This is a genomic window from Pedobacter yonginensis (genome assembly GCF_003173595.1).
GTDB classification, from domain to species: domain Bacteria; phylum Bacteroidota; class Bacteroidia; order Sphingobacteriales; family Sphingobacteriaceae; genus Pedobacter; species Pedobacter yonginense.
In genome coordinates this window covers 1,275,639-1,288,099 of sequence record NZ_QGNZ01000001.1, presented here as the reverse complement: position 1 = coordinate 1,288,099, position 12,461 = coordinate 1,275,639, and the positions used below count along the sequence as shown (strand labels likewise).

The 12,461-nt window shown below is 40.0% G+C and carries 11 protein-coding genes; all 11 read left to right on the top strand.

The genetic code is table 11. The annotated features are described in order from the left end of the window. Nucleotides 1-16 precede the first annotated feature (16 nt). A complete protein-coding gene (locus tag DHW03_RS05650) occupies nucleotides 17-2,791 on the top strand; it encodes an RHS repeat domain-containing protein (protein WP_165825363.1) in 2,775 nt (924 codons plus the stop codon). After that, complete coding sequence (locus DHW03_RS05645) at nucleotides 2,791-3,243, top strand: hypothetical protein (protein ID WP_109924728.1); 453 nt, start codon at nucleotides 2,791-2,793, stop codon at nucleotides 3,241-3,243. The genes DHW03_RS05650 and DHW03_RS05645 overlap by 1 nt, the downstream gene beginning before the upstream one ends. A 1,313-nt stretch (nucleotides 3,244-4,556) precedes the next feature. Then, nucleotides 4,557-5,855 carry an RHS repeat domain-containing protein gene (locus DHW03_RS05635; protein WP_240618473.1) on the top strand — a complete coding sequence of 433 codons (1,299 nt, stop codon included), beginning with the start codon at nucleotides 4,557-4,559 and terminating at the stop codon, nucleotides 5,853-5,855. Beyond that, nucleotides 5,852-6,232: a hypothetical protein gene (locus DHW03_RS05630; RefSeq protein ID WP_109924725.1), complete on the top strand. Its 381-nt coding sequence runs from the start codon at nucleotides 5,852-5,854 to the stop codon at nucleotides 6,230-6,232. The genes DHW03_RS05635 and DHW03_RS05630 overlap by 4 nt, the downstream gene beginning before the upstream one ends. Nucleotides 6,233-6,961: 729 nt before the next feature. Next, a complete protein-coding gene (locus DHW03_RS19490; RefSeq protein WP_109924722.1) occupies nucleotides 6,962-7,879 on the top strand; it encodes an RHS repeat-associated core domain-containing protein in 918 nt (305 codons plus the stop codon). 9 nt (nucleotides 7,880-7,888) lie between these two features. Continuing rightward, nucleotides 7,889-8,311, top strand: coding sequence for a DUF4279 domain-containing protein (locus tag DHW03_RS05610; protein ID WP_109924721.1), 423 nt, complete (start codon nucleotides 7,889-7,891; stop codon nucleotides 8,309-8,311). Nucleotides 8,312-8,568: 257 nt separating this feature from the next. Beyond that, nucleotides 8,569-9,015: a hypothetical protein gene (locus tag DHW03_RS19485; RefSeq protein ID WP_240618472.1), complete on the top strand. Its 447-nt coding sequence runs from the start codon at nucleotides 8,569-8,571 to the stop codon at nucleotides 9,013-9,015. Further along, entirely contained in the window at nucleotides 8,907-9,713 is an 807-nt protein-coding gene (locus tag DHW03_RS19480) for an RHS repeat-associated core domain-containing protein (RefSeq protein WP_317046800.1), read from the top strand. The genes DHW03_RS19485 and DHW03_RS19480 overlap by 109 nt, the downstream gene beginning before the upstream one ends. A gap of 120 nt (nucleotides 9,714-9,833) precedes the next feature. After that, nucleotides 9,834-10,160, top strand: a complete 327-nt coding sequence (locus tag DHW03_RS05600; protein ID WP_109924720.1) for a DUF6984 family protein — start codon at nucleotides 9,834-9,836, stop codon at nucleotides 10,158-10,160. Nucleotides 10,161-10,586: 426 nt separating this feature from the next. Beyond that, nucleotides 10,587-10,964, top strand: a complete 378-nt coding sequence (locus DHW03_RS05595; RefSeq protein WP_109924719.1) for a hypothetical protein — start codon at nucleotides 10,587-10,589, stop codon at nucleotides 10,962-10,964. Between the two features lie 239 nt (nucleotides 10,965-11,203). Continuing rightward, entirely contained in the window at nucleotides 11,204-12,391 is a 1,188-nt protein-coding gene (locus tag DHW03_RS05590; protein ID WP_109925024.1) for a winged helix-turn-helix domain-containing protein, read from the top strand. Nucleotides 12,392-12,461 lie beyond the last annotated feature (70 nt).

Genomic DNA, 12,461 nt, shown 5'->3' with positions numbered 1-12,461 from the left:
AGTGGATACGGGCCATGTGGTGAGGACCGACTACGGAACCAATGCCACGGGCGAGGTCAGGCTCTGGACGGTGGGAACCAACGGCGCTTCCTCCCTTAACGCCTTTTACCAACCCGGGAAGCTCTACAAAACAGTTAGCAAGGATGAAAACTGGAAAACTGCCGACGGAAAGGCCGGAACCACCGAGGAGTTCAAGGACTTTGAGGGGAGGGTCGTGCTGAAGAGGACCTGGGAAACCGGCACCAAAAGCCTAAGCACCTACTATGTTTACGATGACCTCGGAAATTTGGATTATGTACTTCCGCCAGCGGTAAACGAGAACGGGATCGCGGGCTATGCCAATCTGGCTTCCTTCATCGAGACAGATGAGGCCTTCCTGCGCTATATCTATGGTTACCATTACGATGGCAGAAAGCGGCTGATCGAAAAGAAGATCCCGGGCAAGGGCTGGGAATACATGGTGTACAACAAGCTCGATCAGGTAGTGCTGACCCAGGATGCCAACCAGCAAACAAAGGGTCAGTGGCTGTTCACCAAGTACGATGCACTGGGCAGAACGGTTTATTCGGGAATCTACAACAGCCCCGATACGAGAAACAACCTACAGACATCGGTAAACGGGCAGGGTGTGCTCTGGGAAAGCAGGGACAACGGTACCACAATAGGCTACACCAACAGCGCCTTTCCTCAGACCGCCACAAGCAACCAAACCATCAGCTACTATGACGATTATGCCTTTCCGGGCAATACGCTGGGCGGTGCAGCTGCCGGGCAGATGGACGGGGCAAGGATAAAGGGACTGCCGACGGGTACCAAGATCACTACGCTCGGCACGGGGACCATGCTCCTCACTACGTTCTACTACGATGAAGAAGGGAGAACGGTGCAGACCCGCGCGGAGAACCACCTTGGCGGAAGGGACATCACCGACAATACCTACAACTTTGCAGGCGAACTGACGGCAAGCCTGAGGACCCACACCCAGACCTTGAACGGAGCGGAGACGAAGATAGCCAACCGCTACGAGTACGACCATGCGGGCAGGAAACTGGCCACCATGGAAAGCATTAACGGGCAGGATGAGGTTACCCTGAGCAAGCTGGACTACAACGAGCTTGGCCAATTGAAGGGCAAGAACCTGCACGGTACCGACGGGACAACCTTTATGCAGAACACGGGCTTTGCCTACAACGAGCGGGGCTGGATGAAGGGCAGTACGAGCAAGGAATTCTCGATGGAACTGAGGTATGCAAATGGCACCCTGCCCCAGTACAATGGTAACATTGTCGACCAGAAATGGGGCCTAGGGGCAGTACTACCAAACACTTATACCTATACCTATGATGGATTGAACAGGCTCAAAAAGGGCATAAGCACAGGCATTGTAATGAGCGAGGAACTCACCTACGATGTGATGGGCAACATCAACACCCTCAACCGAGACAACACAGGTGCCAACCAATATAGCTATACAGGTAACAGGCTGAACTCGGTAGCTGGCGTAACGGCACAGAACTACCAATACGATGCCAACGGGAACGCCACCTTGGATGGCCGGAACGGGATGGCACTCACCTACAACTACCTGAACTTGCCCGCAACGGCCAACAAAGCGGGCGTATTGGTAGCCTATACCTACGATGCTTCTGGTAAAAAACTCACCAAGAACAGCAATGGCGCAATAAGGCAGTATGTAGATGGGATTGAGTACAATGGAAACACGATCGACATTATCCACACCGAAGAAGGCGTAGCGCAAAACAATAGCGGAAACTACAGTTACCACTACAACCTTACAGATCACCTTGGAAATGTGCGATATACTTTCGATATTTACAACGGAGCGGTAAGAAGGCTTCAGGCAGATGATTACTATGCCTTTGGAAAGAGAAGGTCGGTATCGCCAGTTGGATTGGACAACAAATACCTGTACAACGGAAAAGAGGTACAGGATGAGTTAGGTGAACATTATGATTACGGAGCAAGGTTTTATGATCCTATTATTGGTAGATGGAATGTTCCGGATATGCTTGCTGAAATGGCACCAAACCTAACTCCATTCAGATATTGTTTCAATAATCCAGTTAATTATACAGATCCTTTTGGACTGTGGGAAAGAACCGCCAATGGTTATAGTACAGATAAGAAAGAAGATATAGAACGATTTCTTTCCATGATGCAAACCGAATCTGCACTGAACAATAAGCCAAATATGTCCCAAATATCAAGCTTTCTTGATGCGGAGATGAAAACGGAAGGGTCTGGAATATTAAGTAACGGAGGAAAACTAATGGAAGGGTTCAATATAAGCAGCCAAAAAGATTTTTATGGCGGCAATAATTGGGTAACTGACCACAAATCCTATAATAAGTTTTGGCATCGCATACAAGGAGATTTAACCCCAGAAGCGTTGGACCCAAGGACCTTGAATCAGCAGTGGTATGGACTACTTGGCGATCTTTCTTACCCGGGCGGGGACAATCCAAAGAAATACAATGGAAAATATGATTACTCTTACCAACCAACTAACATTGTTGAATACCCCGGAATTTGGCATGATCTCAATTATGATAAGGCTGGAATAAACGGAATCAAAGGTTTAGCAACAAGTCCAAAGGTGATTAACGCTGATTGGACCTTTGTAGGACAAGAATTGTTTTTAGCGGCACACCCGATGTTAAGTGTTAAGCAAAGAGCTCAAGCTTTAATTTTGGGAGCTGGGCTTGGAATAATAGCCTTGCCTAAAACGCAGGTGTTTCTTCCATTGAAAATAATTTATAAAAATAAATAATGAAATATATTTTTCTTTTTTTAACAGCATCAATTTTAGCTTCTTGCAATATTAGTGCTGGAACCCATGGATCATTTAAGCAGTATGATTTCAAAGTCTCAAAGACAATTTTAGAAAAAGCTGTAAATGCCTTAATTGAAAATAATCCAAATATTATGAGGGATAGCTTGAAAACCCTTGATAACTACAACGATGGAACTACCTACTTCACTATAAAGATTGCAAGTAGTGGTATAAATAATGAATATGTAGTAAGGTATTACGGCGATGAAAAAGACTGGAATAGCGAACGCTCCTCTGCGATTTTTATTTGCTATGCCTACCATAATAACTATGGAGGCACAAGTGAAACTGATAAATTAACCAACGCTGAAAAAAAGGATCTATTAATTTATTTTGAAGCGAATTTTATAGAAAAATTACATAAGGAATTGGCTTTGAGTCAGAAGTAATTTATATACGGTACTGGCCCCTCGCCGGCGCACGCGTGTCGCGTGTGGGAAATGAATAGAATTACTACAAGCCCAACGATGTAAAAAATCGTTGGGCTTTGCTGTTTTATGATGCATAAGCTTTTTTGGCTTTAAAATCTCTTATAAGTGCGTCAATTACCAGGAACACCTCAGCTGGCGCACGCGTGTCGCGTGTGCGCAATGAATAGCATTACCACAAGCCCAACGATGTAAAAAATCGTTGGGCCTTTTTAGTCCAAGTTTAAGGTGTTTTAGTATTTTCGAAATAAGTCAAATACTAGTCTCAAAAACGGTAGGCCCCCCAGCTGACCCGCGAAGGCTTTGGCACAAACAATTATACTTGCTATGAGGGGAACAAGCTTAAGGAAATAAAGGGCTTTACCAACAGTCTGTACACGTATGATGTAAACGGAAACCTCAAAACAGACAGCCAGAAAGGAATCACTTTACAGTATAATTACCTCAACCTTCCAAGCCAAGTTACCGGAAGCCAAAGCATATCGTATACTTACGATGCTACGGGAAAGAAGCTCAAAAAGGTGTCTGTTTTCTGAATGGGAAGATCTACCGTTCTTGGAAATAATGAATATCTTTACAACGAAAAGGGGATCTAGGAAGGACAAATTTACTTGTTGATGGAGCAATGTTTTTAGGGGAAACTGCTTTTGATGATTCACATTACACGGGACAAAATTATCGCGACCCTTCAAAAATGGTGACTGACAATACCGCGGTTAATACTCAAAGATAAATTAAAATTCATGAGAACTATATATTATTGGATGAACGATTTTATACGAAAAACCAGAAACGAATCTGATCCATCCTTTTCAGCCTTGATGATGATTTCTTTTTTTCAAGTCTGGAATATTATTGTCATACTAAGGCTTTTCTTTAATCCAGGTGGCAAGAAATTGGCAATTGCGTCAGAAGTAGTCCCAGTTTCTATTGTTTGTTATCTTAGCCTTTTAGCTTTTGATTTTTTTTATTTGTATAAGAGACGACAAATTTATTTTGCTAGGATTGAAAATAGAAGTGATTTTTGGTATCGATTTGGACGAACTGCCTTTTGGATATATTTTATTTATTCAGTAATCTCAACAGTTGTGGTATTGCTTTTTTTCTGATTTTATCTCCTAAGCTTGCGCACGCGTGTGGCGTGTGCGAAATGAATAGAATTACCATAAGCCCAGCAATGTAAAAATTGTTGGGCTTTTTTAATCCAAGTCTAATGTGTTTAGTATTGTCGAGTTAAGTCAAATAAAAGGCTCAAAAAAGGCATAAGCCGCCAGTTGACCCGCGAAGGCTTTGGCACAAACAATTATACTGGCTATGAGGGGAACAAGCTTAAGGAAATAAAGGGCTTTACCAACAGCTTGTACACCTATGATGTAAACGGAAACCTCAAAACAGACAGCCAGAAAGGAAACACTTTACAATATAATTATCTCAACCTTCCAAGCCAAGTTACCGGAAGCCAGAGCATATCCTACACCTACGATGCTACGGGAAAGAAGCTCAAAAAGGTGTCCGCTGCTGGAACGGTTGATTATGTGGATGGCATCCAGTACAAGACCGGAAACATTATAGACTGTGTACAGACTGAAGAGGGCATTGCCAGAAACAGCAACGGGAACTACACTTACGAATACAACCTGAGCGACCATCTAGGCAATGTGAGGGCATCATTTTACAAAAACCCGAACACACAGTTATTAGAAGTTTTACAGCGAGACAATTATTATGCTTTTGGGCTTAGAAAATCTGCCGTTTTTGGAAATAATAAATATCTTTACAATGGGAAAGAGATTCAGGAGGAGTTAGGGGAGTATGATTACGGAGCAAGATTCTATGACCCGGTTATCGGTAGATGGAACGTGGTGGATCCGTTGGCAGAATTCCATTTCAATAGTAATCCATATAATTATGTTTTAGATAATCCTATTGCGTATATGGACCCCTTTGGTTTAGATACAGTTAAAACCAATCAACTAGTGCCACCCGCTCCTGGAGTTACTCCATTCAACCCTAATGTAGACGTAATTCAGTTGGATGATATTAGTGTCGTAGTGGTAAGGCCTGTTACAACTTCTCAAGATAATACAAGAAATAATATATTACCTTTAGCTCCAAATAATGCGATATTGGCCCCAGGACAATCGAATCCTACTTTAAATGCAGCTAGTCAAGCTCAAACAGCTTTTGATTTGATAAATGAAGTTAATCCTAAGATGTGTAAATTTGCACCATACTCAGGTGGAGCCTTAAAAGTCGTCGATCTGATGAATTCAAGAAATGGAAAAGAGGCACAAGAAAAAGTCTTAAGTTTTGCAATAGAACAAATAGGTGCTAAACTTGTAGGTTCTGGAACTGGTTTTACTGCGTTACAAGGAGTTCATTATTACTACAATAATACTTTAAGAGGGCTAAGCGAAATGGCTAATGCGGAAAATAAAGAAATGTTGTTTAATAGAAATATGTATAGGGTAAGCGGTGACGAAGTTTATATAAAAAGAGAAAGCCAAGCTAATAAGCGAATGTATGAATATTTAAATAAGATGAGAGAGATAATGAATCAGGACAAACGATGAAAAAAATAGGATTTATGACGCTTTTATTAGCTTTTATGGTATCGTGCTCCCAAAGTGAGAACAACAATAAGAAAGTATCGAGTTCGATCAGCAGTATCGAAGAGAATAAAGATAGTTTATTGGTTGATACCCTTATCAAACAACAAAAATTTATTTTAGCAAATGCCAAAATAGATAGTGTTATACTTTCAAAGCCTTTGAATCAAAAAGGATATTATTATCTTCAGAAAGGTTTTAGCTGCTTAATGTTAGGACATCATAAAGAAGCGGTATCTAACTTTGAACTAGCAATTTCATTAGGGTATAAAGTTGAGGAATCTAAAGCGATGATTGTAACAGCAAAAAAAATGAAAGAAACTTATGATCAATACAATTAAGGACTTTATTATTTCTTTCAATGTATACTCTTATTATTTTGTTGAATCTTTTTGGTTAACAGATGGGAATCATTCTAAAGAGTATAAAATTGGATCTAGTTTAACTGTTTTGTTAATTGTAAATTTCGGATGGATATATTTTATAAATAATCAAATTCCATTTAATTGGAAAGCAGCTGTTTTTTTTACTGGTTGTTATAATCTTTTAATTTTTGCATTTTTTCATACAAAGATTACGGGTATAATTGAGCGTAATAAATCAAAGAGATTTGTAAGATATTATCCTTTTTTTATTGTGTATTTAACAGTTGGGATCATTCTTTTTTTTATTGACATCTTTTATTATTAGATAACTTAATCTCAGCTGGCGCACGCCTGTCGCGTATGCGAAATGAATAGAATTATCACAAGCCCAACGATGTAAAAAATCGTTGGGCTTTTTTAAGTTAAGTATAATGTGTTTAGTATTTTCGAGTTAAGTCAGATATCAAGCTCGAAAACGATATATGCCCCAGAACGGCCAACAAGGCGGGCGTATCGGTAGCCTATACCTACGATGCTTCTGGCAAAAAACTCACCAAGAACAGCAATGGCACAATAAGGCAGTATGTAGATGGGATTGAGTACAACGGCAACACGATCGACATCATCCACACCGAGGAAGGCGTAGCGCAAAACAATGCCGGAAACTATGGCTACCACTACAACCTTGCAGACCACCTTGGAAATGTGCGATATACTTTCGATATTTACAACGGAGCGGTAAGAAAGCTTCAGGCAGATGATTATTATGCCTTTGGAAAGAGAAAGTCGGTATCGCCAGTTGGCTTGGACAACAAATATCTGTACAACGGCAAAGAGGTACAGGAAGAATTGGGCGAACAATACGATTACGGAGCAAGGTTTTATGACCCGGTTATTGGTAGATGGAATGTGGTGGATCCGCTTGCGGAAGCATCAAGGAGATTTAGTCCATACAATTATAGTTTTAACAATCCGATAAGGTTTGTAGATCCAGATGGAATGCTCCCTGAAGATAAAAGTCATACTCTGACACTCGAAGAACAAGCCCAAGCTGATTCCCAAAGGGCGATTGAAGGGCAGAATTTTGTAAATGATTTTAAGATTGAATGGCAGAATTTTTTAGCGGGCGTATATGGTTTTGAAACAACCAATCAGGATAATAGTAATCTCTATCCGGAGCAGGAAAATGAGCGAAATTATATTGCCGGAGATTTATCTGATAAAGACATTGATGGGGTTGGGGTACAAAACCCAAAGGATCCAAAACAGTATAAGCAACTATCAAAAGGTGAGATTGAACAATTGATAAAGAGCGGCTTATGGGATCATAGCGATAAAGGTAAAGGAGGAGGTAAACTTGATCTCTACAAAGACAAAAATGGTAATGTCTATGAGATGCGCAAGGGTGGAAAAGGATCAGGCGAGCCGATAGGAATTAACTTGAAACATTTGGATCAAATGAGCTTATCATTAAATGGATTTTGGAATACAAAATATAGATTTACAGGTCCATTAGCACCTGCTATACTTCCTACTCCGATTATTGCTCCCTTGCCTACCTTTACGCCAATGGAAATGCCAGTTGTCCCAAGAGTAGTACTCCCTGAATTCTTTTTTTGGTAAATTTTGTATATGAAGAAGCATGAAATAATATTGACACTGGGAATATGGGATTTTGAAGATATTTCTCACGACGAAATAACCAAGGAGATTGGTGTGATTCCAATCAAGCAATATTTTAAAGGACAGAAGGTAAATAGTAAACTTCCAGAGTCTAAGCTAGCAAAAGAAAATGGCTGGATCATAGAACCACCTGGGTTTCAAAAATACGATGACTTTTCATCCCAAATGGATTCCTTTATCACGTTAGTAAAGTTCAAGTACAAGTTCTTTAATATGTTATTTGAAAAATACCATTGTGAATTTTCGTGTGCTATATTTTTATCTGAAGGAAGTGAAGATAGCACTCCATGGGTTCACCTTGGGGATGATTATAATGAGGTTTTTGGCGAAAACAATGTTCATTTCGACTTAGATTTATATAGAATCCCGTAAAATCCTCAGGTAGCCACTCAGCTGGCGCACGCATGTCTCGTGAGCGAAATGAATAGAATTACCACAAGCCCAACGATGTTACAGATCGTTGGGCTTTATTAATCCAAGTTTAATGTATTTAGTATTTTCGAGTTAAGTCAAATATCAAGCTCAAAAAAGGTATAGGCCGCCAGCTGACCCGCGAAGGCTTTAGCACAAACAATTATACAGGCTATGAGGGGAACAAGCTTAAGGGAATAAAGGGCTTTACCAACAGCTTGTACACCTATGATGTAAACGGAAACCTCAAAACAGACAGCCAGAAAGGAATCACTTTACAGTATAATTACCTCAATCTTCCAAGCCAAGTTACCGGAAGCCAGAGTATATCCTATACTTACGATGCTACGGGAAAGAAGCTCAAAAAGGTGTCCGCTGCTGGAACGGTTGATTATGTGGATGGCATCCAGTACAAGACCGGAAACATTATAGACTTTGTACAAACTGAAGAGGGCATTGCAAGAAACAGCAACGGCAACTACACCTACGAATACAACCTGAGCGACCATCTGGGCAATGTGAGGGCATCGATTTACAAAAATCCGAACACACAGTTATTAGAAGTTTTACAGCGAGACAATTATTATGCTTTGGGCTTAGAAAATCTGCCGTTTTTGGAAATAATAAATATCTTTACAATGGGAAAGAGATTCAGGAGGAGTTAGGGGATTATGATTACGGAGCAAGGTTTTATGATCCGATTATCGGCAGATGGAATGTGGTGGATCCCTTGGCGGAGAAGTATCAGCATTGGTCTCCATTTAATTATGCTACAAATGAACCTGTATCAATTATTGATCCTGATGGTAGATCGCCATACGCCTTTTCTACGAGGTATGTTGACCCTCACGGCAATACTATAATCAATACAGATGATGGTAGGAATGATTTTTTTATGGTACCTTGGAATCGTCTTAATGAATTTCGGCAAAATGCATATTGGTCAAGTTTGCCAAATACTGGTCAGTCAGATTCACAAGGTTGGAACAATTACTGGCGAAGTGAATTTAGCCAAGTTCTTACTGAGGCTCAAATTGATAGGGCGGGTATCAATACATACAGACGAGAGGCTACTAAAGCCGCATTAGTAAAATCTATAATAACACATAGTGTAGCTGATTCATATGCTGCTGCGAAAGTGGTATTAGCTGATAGGTGGGGCGACCCAGTTGTTGTAACGACTAATATTGTTAGAGGGTTACATGCCTTTGTGAACATGCCATTTCCTAAAGCTGAACCTCATTTCGGATTTCCTGAAGTTGGAAACAATTTAAATCATGCAACAAGATATTTGGTCGAATCGGGGTTAAATATTGAAAAAAGTAAAAACAGCGATAATGAACGATCTGAAGCCAGCATCTAGGTATAAAACAAGTGTCAGAATTCAAGGTGTAGTCAAGGTCGATGGGGTGACTATAAAATATAGCGGCATAAAGCTTCCGAATGGTAGAATAAATATTGGGACAATGCAACCACCAAGAAAATGATTAAAAGAAAGCTTAAACAACAAGAAATTGATTTGATTAGCTATATGATCGAAATTACAGAAGAAGGCAAACGGATTGTTTCTAAGTTACCAGAAATCTTCGTCGAAGAAATGAATGATGGGGGAATGGGAAGCCTTAGAGTTGTGGTAGATGGAGAAGATAATAGGCGCACAGGTGGTGTCCTCGTGGATAAGGACTTCTATGACGAAGATGGAATGCTCTTAATTGTATCTATAATCTTAGATGCCGATAAGAATTTTTATGAATTGGACATTTTTAAGGGAGACTTTTCTCCCTTAAGAAGATTTCCTAGCGTTCCCTAAGCTGTCTCAAGCGTATCTCGGGTGAGAAATGAATAGAATTACCATAAGCCCAGCAATGTAAAAATTGTTGGGCTTTGTTTAATCGAAGTCCAAAGGGTTTATTATTTTCGGATAAAGTTAAATAAAGGCTCAAAAAGGACATAAGAATAGGCTTAGAATGAAATACGAATATCTTTAGGTATAAGTGTTGCAGCTAGAGTCCATGAATCCAGAGTGAATAGGTTTTCAGGCGTCCGAATTCGTACCTTTAGATGATGTCAAACAGACTTTAGAAAGAGGCGTTTTTGGTCGAATTCTGAACAAGATGATGCCAATTGAATCTTCGATTGCGAACTATGTGGGTAATGGACTAAAGTAAACATAAAAATGAAAAAGATACTTATCTTGGTAATTATGATATGTCTATTTATCTGTATCAAGTTTAAAATGGACTCAAAGAAAAATGCGCCTCTTGATAAGCTTTTAATTAATCATGTTTATCTTACAGGGACTGTAGTGTCTTACGATAAATCTACTAATCATTCTTTTGGAATTGTAAGGGTTAAAGTTGGGAAATCAAATGTAGAAAACATTGACTTTTCAAAATCCGATTTTTTATTTCCTTATAGGGTAAAAAAAAACTATGCAGAATTATATGGTTACATTCCGCCAGAAATAAAGGTTGGACAAACCATAATTCTAGATTCGAATCAAAAATCGGTTAAGTTTTATCAAAATGATAGTCTTTTAACGAGATTCGGCATTTACATTACTAATGATGAACGGAATATAGTTTATGTCAGAGAAAATACAAGATTTAGGTAATTTCCCCAGCTGGCGCACGCCTGTCGCGTGTGCGAAGTAAATAAAATTACCACAAGCCCAACGATGTAAAAGATCGTTGGGCTTTTTTAGTCTAAGTTAATCGGTTTTAGTGTTTCAATCCACACCGAAGCTTCTACGTACGATTAGCGATTCTACACAAGCAATTTACCAGCACATGTCGCTTAAAAATTTTGATTCAAGCTACAATTACTTTAACAAGCATTTTATATTTTAGCTTAATGCAAGCGATTACTCTAACGCTGGCGCAGGCCAGAAAAATTATTTTAGATGCAGCAGGCTTGGCAAGTCCGGCTCAGTTTGGTTATGGAATAGAAGCGGTTAATAAGGTGATCCAGCATTTGGGATTTGTGCAGCTCGATACCAATTACGTGGTTGAGCGGGCCCATCATCATGTGCTATATACCAGAGTTCCAGATTATGAAATTGGCTGGTTGTCAGCGCTATGTGAAGAGGGGAATGTATTTGAATATTTCAGCTCGGATGCTGGCTATTTGCCGATGGAAGATTTCCGCTTTTCATTGCCGATAAAACAAGCATTTAAAACCCAGCGGAAAGAAATTAGCAAGCCCGAAATCCTTTTGATGGAGCAGATAATGGATCAAGTAGAAAGAGATGGTGCCGTACGGGTGGGCGATTTTGAAAACGATAGGGTAGAGGCAAGTACCGGATGGTGGGACTGGCGCCCCGCAAAAGTTGCCTTAGAGCGATTATATTTCGACGGTAGGCTGATGATTAGTCGCGACAGTAAGTTCCACAAAAGGTACGATGTTCCACTAAATCTGGTGCCTTTAGATACCGACATGACCCTGCCAACCAACATAGAGTTTGCCCGTTTTATCATCAAAAGAACTTTGGGCGCATTGGGCATTGCCACCGTGAAAGAAATGGCTTGGCGGGCTAGAAGAATAAAAGGAAATTTGGTAAAAACCGAGTTGCAAAAAATGGTAGAAGAAGGCGCTGTTTTAAAGGTACAGATAGAAGCCCTTAAAGGCCCACATTACATGCTTCGAGAGCAAAAGACCGACGTGCAAATATCCAATGAAGTATTTATACTTTCTCCATTCGATATTCTGAATGTTTTTCGCCATCGCCTGAGGGAATTTTTCGATTTTGATTATCAAATTGAGTGTTTTGTTCCGGCAGCAAAACGAAAATATGGATATTTTTCCTTGCCCATTTTAGCGGGCGATACCTTCATTGCAAGGATGGATGCCAAAGCCGATCGTAAAAAGAAGATGCTAATGGTGCATAACATTCATTTTGAAGAAGTTCCAATCAACAAACAGTTAATAGAAAAATTTAGTACTGCATTAAAGGCATTCGCCACATTTAACCAATGTTACGACATTCGCTTTGCAAAATCCAACCGAGCAGACGATCTCGAAAGGTTACAAAATACTTTTTGATGATGTAAAAAATTTGTTAATGGCGTTTTTAAATGTACTTCTCCAATGCCATATGATTAGAGTTGCAACA

Excerpts from the sequence above, each read along its gene's own strand:
- DHW03_RS05630 (WP_109924725.1), top strand. The coding sequence starts at position 5,852 with ATGAAAAAAATAGGATTTATGACGCTTTTATTAGCTTTTATGGTATCG.
- DHW03_RS05595 (WP_109924719.1), top strand. The coding sequence starts at position 10,587 with ATGGACTCAAAGAAAAATGCGCCTCTTGATAAGCTTTTAATTAATCAT.
- DHW03_RS05600 (WP_109924720.1), top strand. The coding sequence starts at position 9,834 with ATGATTAAAAGAAAGCTTAAACAACAAGAAATTGATTTGATTAGCTAT.
- DHW03_RS05610 (WP_109924721.1), top strand. The coding sequence starts at position 7,889 with ATGAAGAAGCATGAAATAATATTGACACTGGGAATATGGGATTTTGAA.
- DHW03_RS05645 (WP_109924728.1), top strand. The coding sequence starts at position 2,791 with ATGAAATATATTTTTCTTTTTTTAACAGCATCAATTTTAGCTTCTTGC.
- DHW03_RS05590 (WP_109925024.1), top strand. The coding sequence starts at position 11,204 with ATGCAAGCGATTACTCTAACGCTGGCGCAGGCCAGAAAAATTATTTTA.